At 68.6% G+C, this 18,692-nt stretch carries 18 protein-coding genes; 10 read left to right on the top strand and 8 right to left on the bottom strand.

The window, feature by feature from the left end:
- Nucleotides 1–39: 39 nt before the first annotated feature.
- Nucleotides 40–465 carry an OsmC family protein gene (locus AC1RRV_RS02895; protein ID WP_492858057.1) on the top strand — a complete coding sequence of 142 codons (426 nt, stop codon included), beginning with the start codon at nt 40–42 and terminating at the stop codon, nt 463–465.
- A gap of 135 nt (nt 466–600) precedes the next feature.
- Here AC1RRV_RS02895 and AC1RRV_RS02890 read toward each other — a convergent pair whose 3' ends face one another.
- Nucleotides 601–1,659: an HpcH/HpaI aldolase/citrate lyase family protein gene (locus AC1RRV_RS02890; protein WP_492858056.1), complete on the bottom strand. Its 1,059-nt coding sequence runs from the start codon at nt 1,657–1,659 to the stop codon at nt 601–603.
- A gap of 277 nt (nt 1,660–1,936) precedes the next feature.
- The gene (locus AC1RRV_RS02885) at nt 1,937–2,965 is read right to left on the bottom strand and encodes a mechanosensitive ion channel family protein (RefSeq protein WP_492858055.1); all 1,029 of its coding nucleotides are present in this window, start codon (nt 2,963–2,965) and stop codon (nt 1,937–1,939) included.
- An 89-nt stretch (nt 2,966–3,054) separates the two neighbouring features.
- Between AC1RRV_RS02885 and AC1RRV_RS02880 the strand changes: the two genes are divergently transcribed.
- Nucleotides 3,055–4,170, top strand: a complete 1,116-nt coding sequence (locus AC1RRV_RS02880; RefSeq protein ID WP_492858054.1) for an ABC transporter substrate-binding protein — start codon at nt 3,055–3,057, stop codon at nt 4,168–4,170.
- Here the strand turns inward: AC1RRV_RS02880 and AC1RRV_RS02875 are convergent.
- Together AC1RRV_RS02875 and AC1RRV_RS02870 are read right to left on the bottom strand one after the other, a co-directional pair.
- On the bottom strand, nt 4,158–5,135 hold the full coding sequence (locus AC1RRV_RS02875; protein ID WP_492858053.1) for a transporter: 978 nt from the start codon (nt 5,133–5,135) through the stop codon (nt 4,158–4,160). The genes AC1RRV_RS02880 and AC1RRV_RS02875 overlap by 13 nt on opposite strands.
- A gap of 302 nt (nt 5,136–5,437) precedes the next feature.
- Complete coding sequence (locus tag AC1RRV_RS02870; protein ID WP_492858052.1) at nt 5,438–6,442, bottom strand: aldo/keto reductase; 1,005 nt, start codon at nt 6,440–6,442, stop codon at nt 5,438–5,440.
- A gap of 230 nt (nt 6,443–6,672) precedes the next feature.
- Here AC1RRV_RS02870 and AC1RRV_RS02865 point away from each other — a divergent pair, with 230 nt between their 5' ends.
- Nucleotides 6,673–7,155: a VOC family protein gene (locus AC1RRV_RS02865; protein WP_492858051.1), complete on the top strand. Its 483-nt coding sequence runs from the start codon at nt 6,673–6,675 to the stop codon at nt 7,153–7,155.
- 108 nt (nt 7,156–7,263) lie between these two features.
- The gene (locus tag AC1RRV_RS02860; protein ID WP_492858050.1) at nt 7,264–7,908 is read left to right on the top strand and encodes a glutathione S-transferase family protein; all 645 of its coding nucleotides are present in this window, start codon (nt 7,264–7,266) and stop codon (nt 7,906–7,908) included.
- Nucleotides 7,909–7,926: 18 nt separating this feature from the next.
- Here AC1RRV_RS02860 and AC1RRV_RS02855 read toward each other — a convergent pair whose 3' ends face one another.
- Nucleotides 7,927–8,595 carry a hypothetical protein gene (locus AC1RRV_RS02855; protein WP_492858049.1) on the bottom strand — a complete coding sequence of 223 codons (669 nt, stop codon included), beginning with the start codon at nt 8,593–8,595 and terminating at the stop codon, nt 7,927–7,929.
- A gap of 112 nt (nt 8,596–8,707) precedes the next feature.
- On the opposite strand from AC1RRV_RS02855, the gene AC1RRV_RS02850 reads away from it, so the two are divergent.
- From AC1RRV_RS02850 to AC1RRV_RS02835, 4 genes are all read left to right on the top strand, one after another.
- Entirely contained in the window at nt 8,708–9,751 is a 1,044-nt protein-coding gene (locus AC1RRV_RS02850; protein ID WP_492858048.1) for an AraC family transcriptional regulator, read from the top strand.
- 101 nt (nt 9,752–9,852) lie between these two features.
- A complete protein-coding gene (locus tag AC1RRV_RS02845; RefSeq protein WP_492858047.1) occupies nt 9,853–10,629 on the top strand; it encodes a hypothetical protein in 777 nt (258 codons plus the stop codon).
- Between the two features lie 73 nt (nt 10,630–10,702).
- On the top strand, nt 10,703–11,047 hold the full coding sequence (locus AC1RRV_RS02840; RefSeq protein ID WP_492858046.1) for a YciI family protein: 345 nt from the start codon (nt 10,703–10,705) through the stop codon (nt 11,045–11,047).
- 283 nt (nt 11,048–11,330) lie between these two features.
- Nucleotides 11,331–14,006: a TonB-dependent receptor gene (locus AC1RRV_RS02835; RefSeq protein WP_492858045.1), complete on the top strand. Its 2,676-nt coding sequence runs from the start codon at nt 11,331–11,333 to the stop codon at nt 14,004–14,006.
- 136 nt (nt 14,007–14,142) lie between these two features.
- Here AC1RRV_RS02835 and AC1RRV_RS02830 read toward each other — a convergent pair whose 3' ends face one another.
- From AC1RRV_RS02830 to AC1RRV_RS02820, 3 genes are all read right to left on the bottom strand, one after another.
- A complete protein-coding gene (locus AC1RRV_RS02830) occupies nt 14,143–14,364 on the bottom strand; it encodes an alkylphosphonate utilization protein (protein ID WP_492858044.1) in 222 nt (73 codons plus the stop codon).
- A gap of 61 nt (nt 14,365–14,425) precedes the next feature.
- Complete coding sequence (locus AC1RRV_RS02825; protein WP_492858043.1) at nt 14,426–15,358, bottom strand: site-specific tyrosine recombinase XerD; 933 nt, start codon at nt 15,356–15,358, stop codon at nt 14,426–14,428.
- On the bottom strand, nt 15,355–16,869 hold the full coding sequence (locus AC1RRV_RS02820) for a hypothetical protein (RefSeq protein WP_492858042.1): 1,515 nt from the start codon (nt 16,867–16,869) through the stop codon (nt 15,355–15,357). The genes AC1RRV_RS02825 and AC1RRV_RS02820 overlap by 4 nt, the downstream gene beginning before the upstream one ends.
- Before the next feature lie 60 nt (nt 16,870–16,929).
- On the opposite strand from AC1RRV_RS02820, the gene AC1RRV_RS02815 reads away from it, so the two are divergent.
- Nucleotides 16,930–17,520, top strand: a complete 591-nt coding sequence (locus AC1RRV_RS02815; protein ID WP_492858041.1) for a shikimate kinase — start codon at nt 16,930–16,932, stop codon at nt 17,518–17,520.
- An 11-nt stretch (nt 17,521–17,531) separates the two neighbouring features.
- Nucleotides 17,532–18,644, top strand: a complete 1,113-nt coding sequence (aroB, locus tag AC1RRV_RS02810) for a 3-dehydroquinate synthase (RefSeq protein WP_492858040.1) — start codon at nt 17,532–17,534, stop codon at nt 18,642–18,644.
- The last annotated feature ends 48 nt before the right edge of the window (nt 18,645–18,692 follow it).

Genomic DNA, 18,692 nt, shown 5'->3' with positions numbered 1-18,692 from the left:
AGAGGCCAGCTTCCGCCGACCGTTCCAAAGGACCTCCCCATGACCGAAGCCGCCGTCACCCGTCCGTTCGCCACCGCCGACGACAGCGGCCACGGCGGCCTGCAGACCTTCGTCACGGCGGGCCCGTCGACGATCGTCGCCGACGTCTCGGTGGCGCAAGGCGGGCTGGACCTGGGTCCCGATCCGCACGAGCTGGTCGCCGCCGGCCTAGCGGCCTGCACCAGCATGACCCTGCGGCTCTACGCCAACCAGAAGCACTGGGACATTTCGGCGATGCACGTCGAGGTCTTCCACCACTTCGACGCCGACCAGACGCCGCACGACCGCTTCGAGCGGGTGATCAGCATCGAGGGCGACCTCTCCGACGAACAGCGCGAGCGCCTGTTCCAGATCGCCGAGAAGTGCCCGATCCACAAGCTGCTGAGCGCCGGCGTGCGGGTGGTGACGACGGTGGCGGGGAACTGAGCTTTTAGATCCTCCCCCGCGATGCGGGGGAGGTGGCCCAGAGGGCCGGAGGGGGCTAGCTCGGCGAACGCCGCATTTGCCCCCTCAGTCGCTCCGCGACAGCTCCCCCGCATCGCGGGGGAGCATCTTCACGCCCTAGAACCCGTACAGCGCCTTGTACTCCGCGTCCTTGCCGGCGATCTGGCGCGCGCAGTCGACCATCACCTTGGCCTGTTTCCAGGTGGCGTCGTCCTGCATCTTGCCGTCGATCATCGCCACGCCCGTGCCGTCGGGCATGGCGTCCAGGATCTTCCTGGCGAAGGCGACCTCGTCCGGGGCCGGGCTGAACACCGCCTTGGCGATGGCGATCTGGCTGGGGTGCAGGCTCCAGGCGCCGGCGCAGCCCATCAGGAAGGCGTTGCGGAACTGCTGCTCGCAGGCGACCGGGTCGTCGATCGCCCCGAACGGACCGTAGAACGGCTTGATGCCATGGGCGGCGCAGGCGTCGACCATCTTGGCGAAGGTGTAGTGCCAGAGATCCTGCTGCACCGAGGCGCGGGGCGAGCCGTCCGCTTGCGGATCCTCGATGACCCGGTAGCCGGGATGACCACCGCCCACGCGCGTCGTCTTCATCGCCCGGCTGGCGGCGAGATCGGCCGGGCCCAGCGAAATCCCCTGCATGCGCGGGCTGGCCGCGGCGATGGCCTCGACGTTCATCACGCCCTCGGCCGTCTCCAGGATGGCGTGCAGCAGGATGGGCCGGGTGACGCCGTGCTTGGCCTCCAGCGAGGCCAGGAGCTGGTCCATGTAGAAGATGTCCCACGGCCCCTCGACCTTGGGGACCATGATCACGTCGATCTTGTCGCCGGCCTTCTCGACGATCGTGGCGACCTCATCCAGGTGCCAGGGCGAGTTCAGGCAGTTGATCCGCGTCCAGAAGCCAACGCCCAGGGCCTTGAAGTCGACCTCGCGCGACATCGCCACCAGCCCGGCCAGGGCCGCCCCCTTGGCGTCGGCGGGGATGGCGTCCTCCAGATTGGCCAGGATCACGTCGACGGTCGGGGCGATCTCGGGGACCTTGGCGCGGACCTTCTCCAGGTGCGGCGGCACGAAGTGGATCATCCGCTCCACGCGGGCGGGCAGCTCGCGATAGGGCGTCGGCGCGCCGATGGCCAAAGGTTTGAAAAAGCCGCGCGGCGTCTTCATGCCGGTCACTCCCCGCTGCCTCCATCGAGGGAGGTCATTTCGCAATTGCGAAGAGCATGCGGCGGCGCGGTATAGAGGTCAAGGCTGACGCTAAGGTCAGCAGGAGTGGGCGCCGCCCCTACCCATTGCCTTCCTGGGCCTTGTGCCCAGGACCCATCGTTCAGGTTCAATCGCGCCAAGATCGGGTCCCTGGCCTCGCCGCAGCGCAAACCCTGAAACTACCAGCTGGCCGCGGACATGGGTCCTGGGCACAAGGCCCAGGAAAGCGGGGAGATGGGCTTTGAACTCAGCTCTTGACCGGCGGCGCGGGGGGCGGCTTGGGCAGTTCCTCCGGATCCTCGCGCTCGAGGTCGGCGGCGGCGTCGTTGCTGGAGCCGGCCTTGACCGCCTTGGCGGCCTTGCGGCGACGCGCGGCGGGTTCGAGCTTGAGGCTGGTCAGGGCGTCCTCGCCCTCCTCACCGAACAGGCCGCGCACGCGGATGTCGCGCTGCGGATAGGGGATCTCGATGCCCGCCCCGCGCAGGGCGTCGTCGATCAGCCAGGTATAGGCCGCGAAGATCGCCGCAGGACGGCGCACGGCCTCGACGGTCGGCCAGACGATCAGCTCGAACTTCAACGCGCTCTCGCCATAGCCGACCAGCCAGACCTGGGCCCTGCGCGTGGCGTCGTCGGGCGAGGTGAACGGCGCGCCCTTGGCGGCCTTCAGCACCGCCTCGCGCACCCTGTCCTTGTCGGCGCTGAAGGCGGTGACGAAGGGGACCCGGATGCGGCGGTTGGTGTTGCGCAGGGTCCAGTTGATCACCTGGTCGTTCACGAGCACCGAGTTGGGCACGATGACATCAGTGCTGTCGTTGGTGCGGATGCGGGTGGCGCGCGGGCCGATCTCGTGGACCACGCCCCGGCCGCCATTGGGCAGTTCGACGAAGTCGCCGACCGCCACCAGCCGCTCGAACACCAGGCTGACCCCGGACGCGAAGTCCTTGATGATGCCCTGCAGGCCCAGACCCACACCGACGCCCAGGGCGCCGGCGAAGACGGTCAGCGAGGTCAGGTCGACGCCCATGGTCGACAGGCCCGCCATCACCCCGATGATCACAAGGCCGTACGAGGCGACCTTCTCGACGATGTACAGCGAGGCGGCGTTGCCGGCCGCCCTCTCGCGCAGCTTGCGCAGACCCGCCGAGGTCAGGCGCGAGGCGAAGATCGCCGCCACGACGATCAGCACCCCCGCCGTCAGCCCGCCGACCGTCACCGAAGCCTTGCCCAGCTTCAGGAGTTCAAAGGAATCGAGCGTGCGAAGCGGGTTTCCGGCCATGAAGCGGAGTTTGGGCGGATCGGGGGTTGAGGATCAAGGGCGCGCCGCTATCTGCGTCTTGGGCGCTCTAGCCCGGAGAGCTCGACCGCATGACGCCGACGCCCGAAACTGAACCCGCAGAAACCTCGGCGATCCGCATCGGGGCCCTGGCGCCGCTGTCGCCGCCCGGCTGGATCGAGGCGGGCCGCCACCTGCTGGCGGGGCTTGAGCTGGCCGTTAGCGAGGTCAATGAGGCGGGCGGGATCGACGGCAGGCCGCTCGAACTGCTGGTCCGGGACACCGCCGCCGATCCCGGGAAAGCCGAGGCGGCCGTGGACGAGCTGGCCGCCCTGGGCGTCGTCGCCCTGGCCGGGGAGTATCACAGCGTCGTCGCCCGGGCGGTCGCCGCCCGCGCCGACGCCTTGCGCGTGCCGTTCCTCTGTTCATCGGCGGTCATCGACGCGCTGGTCGACCAGCCCTCGGACTGGGTCGCGCGCCTTCCGCCGCCACAGTCGCTCGGCTGGCGGATCTATGCGGACTTCCTGCTCGGCGCCGGTCATCAGCGGATCGCGGCGGCTGTCGCGCCCAGCATCTACTGGGCCTCCGGCGTCCGTATCCTGCGAGACCACCTCGCGCCACGCGGCGGGGACGTCCTCGAACTGGACACCCGGGCGCTCGATCCGGCGCCGCTCTGTGACGCGCTGGCGGAGAGCGGCGCGAGCGCCCTGCTGCTGCTGGTCGGTCATCCCGAGCCGGCGGTCTCGATCGTCCGGGCCGTCCGCCGCGATGCGCGCCTTGCCGGCATGCTGATCGGCGCGCCGGCCGGACAGCCCGAATTGACCGAATGGTCGGCGCTGCTGGGCGATGAGGGCGCCAGGATCCCGTTCCTGCGCTACCTGCCCGAGAGCTTTGGGCCGCTCGGGACGCGGGTCGAGGCGGCTCTGCGCGCGCGGTTGGCGACGGCGCCGTCGTTCGTCGCCTTCGAGGGCTATGACACGATCCTCGTCCTCGCCGAGCTTCTGCGGTCCCGCGGCCCGGACCGGACCCGCATCGCGACGGCCTGGCCGACGGTCGAGGTCGAGGGCGCGCGCGGACGGATCGGCTTCTCACGCCCGCCCGGCGCCAACCTCTGGCAAGGGACCTGGCCGCCGGTGCAGGTCGTCGACCGGGATCCCGCTGAACCCGGTCGCTTCCGCGTCCTTCACGTGGGCGATCACCGCACGTAGTTCACCGCGATCGCCGGCGTGAACGAGGCCGTGGTGTTGCGTCCCGCCGGCACGATCCGCGCCCCGACGATAACGCCCACGCGGCTGTTGAAGTTGTACTCGACCGCCGGGGCCAGGATCAGCGCCTTGCTGATCGGATAGCGCCGCTCGAAGCTGGCGCCGTTCAGCAGGCCCGTGACCTTGGTGGAGTCGTCACGCTGCCAGCCGATGTCCATGGCCGCGACCCAGTTTCGGGTGATGCTGTACTCGAAGGCCAGGTCGACCAGGAAGCTGTCGCCCGGCTGGGCCTTGCCCGTGAAGCCCTTGGGCGTGCCGTAGACGCTGGCGCCGCGCACCTTGGCGTTGTCCGAGCGGGTGTACTGGAAGTTCAGCCGTCCCCGGATGATCCGGCCGTTCGGGGCCCAGAAATAGTGCTGGGTGTTGACGCCCACGGTGGTGGCGTACGCCCCGCTGCCGAAGCCGTCATTGGGCCGGTCGTCCAGATTGTCGTGGCGGCCGATCGGCAGGTTCTCCTGGATCATCACCGAGATGGTCGGGACGCGGCCGCCCTCCTTGTACTGGTGCAGGCGGTACTGGGCCTGGGCGGTCAGGTCGCCGATCCCCAGCCCCTGGCTCCAGCGCCCGCCGGCCCGCTTGTAGCCCAGGTGCGGGATGAAGCCGGCCGTCAGGGTGTCGGTGACGCCGTACAGCATGTAGGCCGACGAGCCGATGTTGTCGGCGTCCGGCGCGCTGTGGCGCTTGCCGTCGGCGTCGAAGCTTCCGTACGGCTTGGCGTCGTAGAGATAGGGCTCGAACAGGATGTGGCCCTTGGGCAGGGTCCCCGCCCCCGAGGCCAGCAGCGGCCCGGTCCACCAGGCGTCGTCCATGCTCTGGCGTGGAGCGCTGTCGGTGGTGGCGAACGCCGGCGTGGCCAGGGCGACTAGGGCGGCCGCGATCAGTGCGGCGCGGCGAATGGTCGAGCTCATAAATCCTCCCCGGGACGGCGACGTTGCGCCTTACGCCGCGTCCGGCCGCGTCGCCGCCCGAAACTTGCGGATCGGCGACCGGATTCTGTCAGCAGCGTGCAGATGGGAGGAAGAAATTCCCCGAGATAGGCGCCAATCCGAACGCTTCTCGGGGCGCCAATCCTGGATGCTCCAGGCCGGACCGCCCTGCGTCCTTCGAGGCCCGCTGCGCGGGCGCCTCAGGATGAGGTCGTCTGTACTGAGTTCCTCATCCTGAGGCGCGCGCTCCTGAGCGCGCCTCGAAGGACGCAGGGTGACAACCCCTACCGTCCGACCATGGCCATGCCGGCGGCCGTGTAGCGTTCGCCCTCGACGGCCGTTTCCGGCACGGCGGCGGCGATGCGGGAGAGCTCGTCGGCCGAGAACACGACATCGATCGCGCCAAGGTTCTCTTCCAGCCGGGCGATCTTGGTCGTGCCCGGGATCGGGGCGATGGCCTCGCCCTGATGCAGGATCCAGGCGAGGGCCAGCTGGGCGGGGGTGACCCCCTTCTCGGCCGCGATCTGCCCCAGCGCCTCGACGAGGCCGAGGTTCTTGGCCAGGGCCTCGCCCTGGAAGCGCGGCAGGCCGCGGCGGAAGTCGTTGTCGGCCAGCGGCGCGTCGGCCTTGAAGGCACCGGTCAGGAACCCTCGGCCCAGCGGGCTGTAGGGCACCAGGCCCACGCCCAGCTCGCGCAGGGTCGGCAGGATCTCGGTCTCCAGCTCGCGGAACCACAGCGAATACTCGCTCTGCAGGGCCGCGACCGGCTGGACGGCATGAGCCTTGCGGATGGTCGAGGCCCCGGCTTCCGACAGGCCGAAATGCTTGACCTTGCCCTCGGCGATCAGGTCCTTCACCGCCCCGGCCACGTCCTCGATCGGCACGTTCGGGTCGACGCGGTGCTGGTAGAAGAGGTCGATGGTCTCGATGCCCAGACGCTTCAGCGAGGCCTCGGCGACGGCGCGGATGTGCTCGGGGTGGCTGTTGACGCCGCGCATGCGGGCATAGCCCTCGCCAGCGCCTTCGGGGGCGATGTCGAAGCCGAACTTGGTGGCGATCACGACCTTGTCGCGGAACGGCTTCAGGCCTTCGCCGACCAGGACCTCGTTGGTGTAGGGGCCGTAGACCTCGGCGGTGTCGAAGAAGGTGACGCCCAGCTCGACCGCCTTAGCCAGCAGCTTGAAGGCGTCGGCCTTGTCCAGGGCGGTCCCGTAGACCTGGCCCATCCCCATGCAGCCGAGACCGATGGCCGAAACGGTAAGGCCGTCGCCGAGTGTGCGCGTCTTCATGGGGAGCTCCTTCAAGTCGGATGAGGGGCGCGGCGTCCGACGCCGGCGGTTCCAAGATGGGTCCTGATCAGCGTCGGATAAGGCCTCGCTGCTCACTGCTCTGCTGAGCCAGACTCAACAATCGCCTTTTTCGGGCAACCAGGGGCAGCAATTTTACCCTGGTTGTCGGAACGCGCTTCGGTCCACCGTCCTTGGGTCGAAGGCCACATTGGCCGCGATGGAGGACATCCATGCCCAAGATCACCCCGTTCCTGTGGTTCGACAAGGAGGCCGAGGAGGCCGCCAAGCTCTACGTCTCGGTCTTCCCGAACTCGAAGATCAACAGCGTCGCCTACTATCCCGGCGAAGCGCCCGGCGGCGGCAAGCCCGGCAAGGTCATGACCGTGGCGTTCGAGATCGACGGCCAGGAGGTCGTCGCCCTGAACGCCGGTCCGACCTTCAAGCTGGACGAGGCCTTCTCGTTCGTCATCGACTGCGATGGCCAGGAAGAGGTCGACCACTACTGGAACGCCCTCACCGCCGACGGCGGCCAGGAATCCCAGTGCGGCTGGCTGAAGGACCGGTTCGGCCTCTCCTGGCAGGTCACGCCCCGCCAGCTGATCGAGATGACCACCAGCCCGGACCGCGAGGCCGCCGGCCGCGCCTTCCAGGCGATGATGACCATGCAGAAGATCGACGTCGCCAAGATCCAGGCGGCGTTCGAGGGGAAGTAGTCCTATGGGCTCTCGACCCTCGGCGGCCGAGAGCCTGCGCGCCGGGCCGGTTGCGCTACGGCGCGCGCGACATGATTGTATCGACCCGCGTGCAAGGGAATGGCGGACATGATCACCGTTTTTGGCGAAGGCCGGGGCTTCCGGGTCGTCTGGCTGCTGGAGGAGATGGGCATTCCGTACCGGCTGCGGCCGGTGGACATGCTGGCCGGGGTCGAGAACGACCCGGAGTTCCTGGCCATCAACCCGGCCGGCTTCATCCCGGCGATCCAGGACGGCGACACGATCATGGTCGAGTCGATCGCGATCATGGAATATCTGATGGCCCGCTACGGGCCGACGCCACTGGCCCCGGATCCGCGCGACCCCGCCTTCCCGCTGTACCAGCAGTTTCTGCACCTGGGCGAGGCCGGCTTGGCGACCCCGATCTTCTTCACCATCGTCAGCCGCATCCTCGCGCCCGAGGCCGAGAAGGACAATTGGGGCGCCCGCAAGGGGCAGGACATGTTCAAGGGCCGACTGGGCCTGGTGAAGCAGCAACTGGCCCGCTCGCCCTACATGGCCGGCGAGACCTTCACGGCGGCCGACATCTCGGTGACCTACGCCCTGCAGCTGGCCCACAGGACCGGGACCTTCACCCTCGGCGAGGTCGAGAAGGCCTATATGGTCCGCGCCACCGCGCGCGAGGCCTACCAGCGCGCCCTGGACACCTGCCAGGCCACCAAGGCCTGGGCGGCCGAGCTCGACCCTCGATGAACGCCTAGGCGCGGGGCTCTAGGCCTCCCGCGGGATACTCGCACGCGGGGAAAAGGGCGGGCGGCGGACGCGGACCAGCCAGAAGACCAGCAAAGCCAGGACGGCCAGGGGCGGGATCGACAGGTGAGGCCCGCGCAGCGCGGCGGGGATCTCGTCGGCCTGGCCGACGAAGAACGACAGGGCGGCGATGGCCAGGGCGGCCAGCATGCGCCAGAGGTGACGCGCCAGGCGCGCGGAGCCCTCCAGGCCGCGACGACGCAGGAGGCGCAGATCGCACGCCGCGCCCAACCCGGCCAGGACGCCGAAGATCAGATAGAGCGGCGCCATGCCCACGCCGCGCCCCTCGGCGACGCGTCCCAGGGTCAGGGCCACGGCGCCGGCGGCGACCGCGCCGCCGAAGATCATCAGCAAGACCTCGATACGGCCGGACTGTCGCTCGGGGCGGCGAACCGTCATCCAGCCCGTCGCCACCAGATAGAAGGTCAGCGTGGCGGCCAGCACATTCAGCCTTTGCCCATTCTCGATCGCCATGACCGCCCCGCAGATCGTCATCAAGCTCATCGAGGCCGCGAAGACCGCGCCGGCGGCCCGGTGCAGCCGCTCGCCCTTGCGAAACGCCGAGGCCGCGAAGCCGGAAATGATCCCGAGTGCTCCGCCGAGGACATGGAGCCAAATCAAAAAACTCATCCAGGATCCCCTTGGCCCGCGCGTTGGTCCGCGCCTATGGCTAGGCTGGATGTCGGTGAGCGGCCATGACCGCCGGCGCCATCAACGTGATCCTTGGTGACAGGAGCGGCGCGTGCCTGACTTTACCGTAGCGGCCAGCCTGGCCAGGGGCTTGGTCGACTACGCCGTGAGCCAGGGCGCCGATCGGAGCGCGCTCCTCAATGGGGCCGCCATAGCCCCGGACAAGCTTGACGATCCCGATCTGCGGCTCGGCGGCGAGGCCTATATCCGCCTGATGAAGGCCGCCCAGGCCCTGACCGGCGATCCGGCCCTGGCGCTGCATTGGGCCAATGACGTCAATCTCTCGCGCCTCTCGATCGTCGGCCTTTTGAGCCAGGCCTCGCCGACCCTGATGGAGGCCTTCGCCCAGGTCCGCCGCTATGGCCGGCTCGTCACCGACCTGGGTCCCGACCGGCTGGGCCTGGAGATGCTGGACGGCCAGCTATGGGTCGTCGACCACCGCCCCGAGCCGAACGCCTTTCCGGAGCTGACCGAAACGACCTTCGGCTTCATGGTCTGCGGCTCCCGCGTCGCCGCGCCCTCATCCTGGCTGAAGGAGGTCCACGTCACCCACGCCGCGCCCAGCTACGCGGACGTCTACGAGCGGATATTCGGCGCGCCGGTCACCTTCGCCGCCCGGTGGAACGCGTTGCGGATCGATCCCGCCTTCCTGGCCATGCCGATCGAGGTGCAGCCTCGCTATGTGTTCGGGGTGCTCAGCCGCCACGCCGACCAGATGTTGGCCGCGCTGGAGAGCGCACAGACCACCCGCGCGCAGGTCGAAAGGCTAATCGCGCCGATGCTCCACACCGGCGAGACCTCGATGGACGCCGTGAGCGCGCGCATGGGCCTGTCGCGACGAACCCTGCAACGGCGGCTGAAGGACGAAGGCGTCACGTTCGAACAGGTCCTGGACAGCCTCCGCCATCGCCTCGCGCAGGCCTATCTGGAAGGCTCGAAGGTCTCGGTGAACGAGATCGCCTTCCTCGTCGGCTTCTCCGAACCGGCGGCCTTTTCCCGGGCCTACAAGCGCTGGACGGGGATCAGCCCCCGCGCCGCGCGGGTGCGGGGGCGACCGGACGAAGCGGTGGAGCCTAGCCCTGCTCGGCTAGGCTAGGCCTTCTTCGCCAAACGGCGCGCTCTACACCTATCCGGGGTAAATCCTCGTCACGCGCGCGTTCCCGCAGTATTGAGCCCGTAATGCGTGGGGGGCGTACGATGAACGCGGTCTGGTCGACGATATTGGAAAAGCTCTGGAGCAAGGACGGCCTCTTGCCGCCGCTCGAGCACAACCAGGGTCTGCTGACGCTGGTCGCGCTTCTCTTCGTGCTCGTCGCCTTCGCCCTGCAGGCCCGGCGCGCCAGGAAGGCCGAGCTTCGGGCGGAGAAGATCGAGCGTGATCGCAAACGCGACGCCGAAGCCGCCGAGGTCGTCCGCCGGCAGGAGGACGACGCCTTCCGCGCTCGCCACCAGGCCATCGCCGAGGAGGCCGAGCGGAACCGCCAGGCCAACCAGATGCGTCAGTTCGTCGGCGCGGCCGGCGGCATATTGAGCGCCATCCGCGCCGCCGTGATCGCCGACCAGCAACGCGCCGAGACCCACCGCGCCCTGGACCTGCCGCGCCCCTCCCAGGCCGTGAAGCGCCAGGCCATCGTCGCGGCCGCCAGCCTGAATTCCATCCTGCCCGCCGCCCCCATGAACCCCGCCCTGATCGCCTCGACCCGCGAGGTCGCGCTGATGCTGGAGACCCTGGCCAACACCCCGCCCACCCAGGGCGACAAGGCCGACACCCTGATGAGCGACTTCAGCCGCATCCTGACCGGGGCGCTGCACCATCTGAACGGCCAGCAGCAGCAGTTCCTGACCGGGCTTGGCCTGAGCAACGTCGACGCCGTGGTCCAGGCCCCGGTCGCTCAGCCCCCGGCGACCCAGGCCCCGGCGACCCAGGCCCTTGCGGACCAGCCCCCCGCGAACCAGGACGAGCTGACTTTCTAGGAACTCCGGCGCCTGCCGGTGACCCCGGAGGCGGTTTGCGAGAACCGCTGTCCGATCTCCGCGTTCAGGCCGCATGCCTAGGTTCATCACCATCGGTTATGGCGACAGGTCCGGCTACGACCGGACGGCGAAGGCGGTGCGGGACGCGGCGCACGCGGCCGACGCCGAACGGCTGCGCCAAGGCGACGTCATGGGCATTGCCGGCGAGCCCGTGCAGGTGCGCAATCACGACGCCGTCAGGGTGGAAGTGATGCAGGGGCCGTTCCTGTCCGCCGATCTGCCCCTTGCCGGCTTCGCCTTGATCGAAGCGCCCGACCTGGACGCCGCCATCGCCATCGCGGCCCGCAGCCCCTGCGCGGTGGCGCAAGGCGTCGTCGAGGTCTGGCCCCTTGATCCCGCGCCCGACGCCCAAAGCTAGACGCCCGAAGCCGGCGCTTTCAACACCCGCCACGGGTGGTTCGCGGCCCTTACTGCCGGCGGCGGTTTCGGACGACAGCGTCACCGCGCGATTCACTCGCCGAGGCGCCTTTCATAAAATATATTCCAATTATCTTGAAAGATAGAAAATTTGTTCCTAAGCTCCTCGGGACGCTGGGGGACATGGATGCCCCGGTGCGCTTCAGGGGGGTCCAATGGGAACATATGGTTTCGCTCGCGCCACACGACGCGTGCTACTTGGCGTGAGCACGGGGGCGCTGGCCTTGGCCTTGGCCAACCCGGCTTCGGCGCAAACTCAACCCGCCAAATCGGTGGATCCTTCTCAGGAAGTGTCCGAAATCGTCGTCACCAGCAGCCGGCCCATAGCTGAATCCGAAGCGGCGGCGCTCGCGGTGCAGTCGAGGTCGGACTCGCTCGTCAGCGTCGCCGCATCCGACTCGGTTGGACGCCTGCCTGACCAGAACATCGCGCAGGCCACGAGCCGGTTGCCGGGCGTCGCGGTGCAGCGCGACCAGGGTCAGGCGCGCTATATCAGTCTGCGTGGCGCGCCCATCAATTGGACGACCCTGTCGATCAACGAGATCACGATTGTCAGCCCCGAAGGGCGCGACACCCGTTACGACAGCATCCCTTCGGCCATCGCGGCGCAGATCATTGTCCAGAAGGCCGTGACGCCCGACATGACCGGCGAGACCGTTGCGGGCAACGTCAACGTCGTGACGCGCAGCTCCTTCGACTATCCCGGACTCCACATCGCCGGCAAACTTGGCGGCGGTTATGTCGAGCTGGGCGACCGCCGGGAATATGAAGGTCAGCTGGTGGTTTCCGACCGCTGGGACACCGGCATCGGCACGGTGGGCGTTGTGCTTTCCGCTAGCAACTACGTCCGCAACATGCTGACGGACAACTTCGAGAACGATTGGGAAGTCGTGCCTCAGGACGTCCAGCCCGGCGGCGCGAACCGGCTCTGGGCGCGTGAAAGCGAGAACAAGCTCTATCGCCTCAAGCGCCGCAACTACTCCTATTCCGGGCGCCTGGATTGGGAGCCGCGCCCTGGCCATCGACTCTTCGCGGAGACCATCACGACGGCGTTCCTCGACCGGGAAGCACGTGAGAACTATCTCTTCGATCTGGACGACCGTCAGGCCGACCTCAATCGTCCCGCCAATGCGCCCTGCACGATCGCCACCAACACCAACCCGTCGACCACAGGCTACGCTGACGTCTGCATCGGCAATACGCCGCTGAAGGGCGTTCTGTATGGCATCGACATCAACCAACGCGCGACGCTTCGCGAGCTGGAACAATCGATCCGAACGAGCACCCTGGGCGGCAATCACGAATTCGGCGCGGACTGGAATCTCAACTGGAGACTGAACTACACCCGAGCCGAGGACGACCGCGGCAACGTCGGCGAAGCGCGCTACGAGAGCCCGTCAACGCGCAACTTGCGGCCCACGATCGCCTACGACTTCACCGACCCGCAGCGTGCGACGTATCAATTCTATCGAACGATCGGCGGCAACAGCGGGCCATTCTCCGCTGGGGCGCAGGTCATGGACATCGACGGGTTTCAGCGAAACCTAGTGTCGCTGATCTCCAACGATTTCGTCGATGTGACCAAGGCCTATTCGGGCAAGTTCGGCTTGAGCCGGAAGTTGTCGCTGTTCGGCGGCGAGGGCACGATCACCTTCGGCGCCCAGTTTGACCAGCGTACGAAGGAAGCCAATGAGCGGCAGTTGTCGCTCAACGCCACGCAAGCGGCCGCGGCGGGCATCTCGTCCACCTTCCTTCCAGACTCCAGTGACGAGCCCTTCAAGGGCGAAATCCCGATGTCCTACACCTTCCGCTACCTCGATATGGCGAAGCTGCGCGGCAACGTGGACAAGGCGCGCACCGTCGCGACGTACAACACCCTGCCGGCGAACTTCTACAACGTGAAGGAACAGGTCTACGCCAGCTATCTGATGGGCCGCGTGGGCTATGATTGGGGCAGCATTCTCGCGGGTGCGCGTCTGGAGCACGTCAAGAACGTCGGCAATGCGTTCGCCAACGGGAACGTCAATATTCCGATCGAGGTGAAGAACGACCTGACGCTCGTCTATCCGAGCCTTCACGCGAACTTCAACGTGGCCGAAGACAAGAAACTGCGCTTGTCCTTCAACACCGGCGCCGCGCGGCCGGACTACGACCAGCTGCGCCCGAACTTCACCTACGACGACTCCAGCCGCACGATCTCTGGCGGCAACCCGCTCGCCAAGCCGGAGAGGGCGTACGGCGTCGACGGCTACTTCGAGTGGTATATCGAGCCGCAAGGCTACGCGATGGTCGGCTTCTTCTATAAGAAGGTCCAGGACGTCCTCTTCAACGACACGCGGACGTTCGGGCTCGATACGCTCGACATCGGCGGCGTCGATCGCTCGTCCTATCTCTTCTCGACCATCACGAACGGCGGAAGCGGACGCCTTTACGGCGCCGAGGCCGCGCTGCAGCTGCAGCTCGAACCCTACACCTCGGGGCTCGGTCTGCCGGATTGGATGGGAGGGTTCGGCCTGTCGGCGAACATCACGTTCAACAGAAGCGACGCGACGGCGCCGGATGGCTCCAAGGTCGACCTGCCGGGCACCTCGCCCGTCGTCTACAACCTCGGGGGCTACTACGAGAAGTACGGTTTCTCCGCTCGCCTGAACTATCAGAAGCGCACCGCCTGGCTCGACGGCATCGGCGCGGCGGTCGACGGCGGTCCTCAATACTGGGACACCGAGGATGAACTCGACTTCTCGGCGCGCGTCGAACTCACCAAGAACCTCGAGGTGTATTTCGACGCGTCCAACCTCCTCAACGGTCCAGGCCGCCGATATGTGCGCGAGTCCATCTACACGCTGGAATGGGAGAAGCAGGGGCGCCGGTATACCGGGGGCGTCCGGTTCACCTTCTGACGACCTCGCTGACGCGTGCCCCTCCGGGGTTTCGCGTCAGCACACTCGACGGCCAGGCGTCGACGCGACGAAGCGCGACCGCCATGCGCCCGAGATCCAAGGAGGGCTCCTTCCCCGCGGGAGGAGCCTTTCCCGCCTAGGCCTTCTTCACGAACTCGGTGCGCAGGACTAGGCCCTTCACCTTGTCGACATTGGCCTCGATCTCGTCGGAGTCGCCGGTCAGGCGGATCTTCTTGACCACCGTGCCGCGCTTGAGGGTGACGCCGCCCGAGCCCTTGACCTTGAGGTCCTTGATCAGGGTGACGGTGTCGCCGTCGGCCAGCAGGGTTCCGTTGGAGTCGCGGGTCTCTTCGCTCATGGCTCTTTCCTTTGTCAGCCTCCTGATCCGATCCCGATCAGGATCGTGATCGGGGAGGCTTCTAGCGCTTTCTTCCAAGCGGGTGCTTGGTCTGGACGATGTGGGCCAGATGCTCGCCGGCCACGTGGGTGTAGATCTGGGTGGTGGCGATATCCGCGTGGCCGAGCAAGGTCTGAATGACCCTCAGGTCCGCGCCGCCTTCCAGCAAATGGGTCGCGAAGGCGTGGCGCAGGACGTGCGGGCTGACCTTCTCGCGGTCGATCCCGGCGGCGATGGCGGCGTCTTCCAGCAGTTGCCCCACGCGGCGGGCGGTCAGGCGGCCCGAGGCGCCGCGCGAGGGGAACAGCCAGGGACTGTCCCCCCCTTTTTCTTTAGGCGCGCCCTTGGCCAGGAACTTCGGCCGCTCGACCAGATAGGCCTTCACCGCCGTCCGGGCCGCGTCGTTCAGCGGGGCCAGCCGCTCCTTGCCGCCCTTGCCCTTGACGATCAGGAAGGCCGGGTCGCGGGCCAGGGCGGTCAACGGCAGGGCCAACAGCTCGGAGATCCGCAGGCCCGAGGCGTAGATCAGCTCGATGATGCAGAACAGACGCAGGCCTTGGGCGCTGTCTTTCGCCGTCGCGACGGCGAGAAGCCGCTCGATCTCCTCGCGCTCCAGCACCTTGGGCAACGGCCGGCCTGCCTTGGGCGCGGCGACGCGGCGGGAGGGATCGTCGGTCCGCCAACTCTCGCCCAGCACGAAGCGATAGAACTGGCGCACGGACGAGCGGCGGCGCGCGGCGGTGGCGGGCGACAGGCCGCGCGCGCCGAGTTCCTGGAAATAGGCCTCGATGGTCTCGGCGTCGGCGTCGTCCAGGTCGTGGCCCGTGCGGCCCAGATAGGCGCGGGCGTCGTCCAGGTCCTTACCGTAGGCGGTCAGGGTGTTGCGGGCGGCCGCGCGCTCGACGGCCATCATCTCGAGGAAGGCGTCGACCCAGCCGGCTCCCTTCTCGCTCATTTGGTGAAGGCGAGCGACAGCAGCCCCTCGACGACGATGGCGCGGGCGTCGACCGAGAGACCCGCACGGTTCAGGGCCTTGGCGATGCGGGCGCGGTCGACCGGCGCGGGACCGGCGGCGCCGTTGTCGACGGCGATCGACAGGGCCAGCAGACCCGCCTCGCCCTTGCGCTTGGCGGTCCCCGCGTCGTCCAGCAGTTGCAGCCGGGCCGGCGAGGCGGCGGGCTTGCCGGCGTCGAAATTGGCGAACTGGGCGCGGGCGTCGGCGTCCATCGTCCCACCCAGGCTGGACAGCAGCACCGCCGCGCTCTGGACCGGGGAGCGGGCGCCCGCCGCGGCCCCGCGGGCGATCAAGGCGCCCAGAACCTGGTTGTCGACCTTCTCCGAAGCCGCCGCGATCAGGGCGTCGAGAATGGCCAGATCGGCGGGGGTCCCGCCGGGAACGCTGTCGCCGGTCAGCCGGCCGCGAATGGCCTGGGCGCTGGCCACGTCGCCCGAGGCCAGCGCCGCGCGAGCCAGCAGCACCGGATCCTGCAGCGGGCCGCCGGCATGGGCCAGGACCGCGATCGAGGCGGCCGAGGCGCGCGCCGCCTCGACGAAGGCCGGCAGGGTCTTGGCCTGGCGCAGGAAGGCCAGGTCCGAGGCCTCGGCGGCGGTCAGGTCCGCCCCCGGCGCGACGCCGGAGAGATCGCCGCTGGCCGGCTTGAGGACAGGCTTCAGGGCCGGCGAGGCCGAGGCGACGGCGGCGGCCGACTGGGTGTCCAGGCCCAGGCGGCGCGACAGGGCGTAGTTCACCCCGGTCTTCAGATTGGCCGCGCCAGTCTTGAGGTTAGAGGGGGCCGGCGTCCCGGCCAGGGCCGCGCCCATCAGCCGGGCGTAGTCGGTGTCCTTGGTGGCTTGTTGGGCCAGCTGGAAGGTCAGCTGGGCGGCGTCGATCTGGCCGGCCTTCAGCTGGCAAAAGGCCCGCAGCCGCAGCCAGTAGGCCGCGCCGCGATCGACGGTCAGGGCGTCGTGGACCCGGCAGGCCTTGTCGTCGTCGCCGCTGATCAGGGCCGCCTCCGCCGTCGCCATCGACAGGGCCGCGTTGCCCGGCGCGCCGGTCGCGCGGTCCAGGATGGCGTTGGCGCCCTTGGCCTCGCCCAGGGCGATCAGGGCCAGGCTGCGCTGAGCGGCCATCTCGGCGTTGTCGCCCACGCCGGCCGGGCCGTTGGCCCCGGTCGAGAGCAGGCGGCGAGCCAGGTCGGCGAAGGCCGGCGACAGCGCCTTGGCGCCGGCGACCTTGGGCAGCACGTCGCGCATGAGCTCGGGGGCCGTATCCTTCCAGAGATCGGCGGGCAGGCCGGTGTCGGCCACCGCGCTGGAGAAGTAGTCGGGCGCGACCAGGCTCTTGACCTTGACGTCCTCCTGGGCGGCGGCGAACCCCGGCGCGATCAGGGCGAGGAGCAGGGCGGCGGGCAGCGAAAGAGGGCGCGAGAGACGCATCGAAGGGACCATGGACCGGTTATGACGCATGACGTGGTTCTCGCAAACTTGGCGGTTTGGCCAAGCCTCGTGTAAACCCGCGACCGCATCATGACCGAGTCTGACCAGACCCCCGAAGACGTTTCGCCCGCCCCCGTCGGCGTGAGGGAGGACCTCGCCCCGCTGCGCGAGAAGACCCTCGTGCTCGTCGGGCTGATGGGCGTGGGGAAATCCAGCGTCGGACGGCGCCTGGCGACCGTGCTGGATCTGCCGTTCCGCGACGCCGACAACGAGGTCGAGGCCGCCGCCGGCCGGTCGATCTCGGAGATCTTCGCCGAGCTGGGCGAGTCCGCCTTCCGCGACGGCGAACGCCGGGTGATCGCCCGTCTGCTGGACGACCCGCCGCACGTGCTGGCCACCGGCGGCGGGGCGTTCGTCAGTCCCGAGACCCGCGCCCTGATCAATCAGAAGGCCATATCGGTCTGGCTGAAGGCCGACATCGAACTGCTGGCCCGCCGCGTCTCGCGCAAGGACAACCGGCCTCTGGTGCGGGGCAAGGACCCGATCCAGGTGCTGAGCCAACTGGCCGAGGCGCGCTATCCCGCCTATGCCGAAGCCCAGGTGCATGTCGAAACCGGCGACACGCCGCACGGGGTGGCGGTCGACGCCATCCTGACGGCGCTGCGCCAAAATCTCGCGTAAGGAGTATCGCCATGATCCGCACCGTTTCCGTGGGCCTGGGCGATCGCGCCTATGACGTCGTCATCGGCCCCGGCCTGATCGACCGGGCCGGCGAGCGGATCGCTCCGGTTCTGGGCAAACGAAAGCGCGTGGCCATCGTCACCGACGCCAATGTCGGCGAGCACCACGGCGAGCGCCTGGCGGTCTCGCTGGAAAAGGCCGGGGTCGCCGTCGACGTCATCACCGTGCCCCCGGGCGAGGAGACCAAGAGCTTCGAAGGCCTGGCCGACCTGTCCGATCGCCTGCTGGCCCTGGGGCTGGAGCGCGGCGACCAGATCGTGGCCTTCGGCGGCGGCGTCGTGGGCGATCTCGCCGGCTTCGCGGCCTCGATCTACAAGCGCGGCATCGACTTCGTGCAGGTGCCGACCACCCTGCTGGCCCAGGTCGATAGCTCGGTCGGCGGCAAGACCGCCATCGACACCCCGCGCGGCAAGAACCTGATCGGCGCCTTCCACCAGCCGCGCCTCGTCCTGGCCGACCTCGACGTGCTGTGCACGCTGCCCGCCCGCGAGCTGTCCTGCGGCTATGCCGAGATCATCAAGTACGGCCTCCTGGGCGATTTCGCCTTCTTCGAGTGGCTGGAAAAGAACGTCCACGCGGTGCTGGAGCGCGACGTCGACGCCCTGGTCCGCGCCGTCGGCCGCTCGGTCGAGATGAAGGCCGAGATCGTCGCCGAGGACGAGAAGGAAGTCGGCCGCCGCGCCCTGCTGAACCTTGGCCACACCTTCGGCCACGCGATCGAGGCCGAGATGGGCTTCGGCGACGCGCTCAAGCACGGCGAAGCCGTGGGCGTGGGCATGGCCCAGGCGTTCCGCTTCTCCGCCAAGCTGGGCTTGTGTCCCAGCCAGGACGCCGTCCGCGCCGAGGCCGCGATCAAGGCCGCCGGCCTGCCGACCCGCTTGTCGGATGTCCGTCCCGAACCGTTCGACGCCGCCGCCCTGGTCGCCCACTGCGGCCAGGACAAGAAGGCCGAGGGCGGCAAGCTGACCTTTGTTCTCGTGCGCGGCATCGGCGACGCCTTCGTGGCCAAGGACGTGGACCGGGACGTGCTGAAAGCGTTCCTGGTCGAAGAGGGCGCGGTCTAAATACGCCTCCCCTTTCGGGGAGGTGGCCCGGAGGGCCGGAGGGGGCCT

It is taken from the genome of Caulobacter sp. GW821-FHT11E10 (assembly GCF_058808375.1).
The sequence above is the reverse complement of the archived record's forward strand: the minus strand, read 5'-3'. Positions and strand labels throughout refer to the sequence as shown.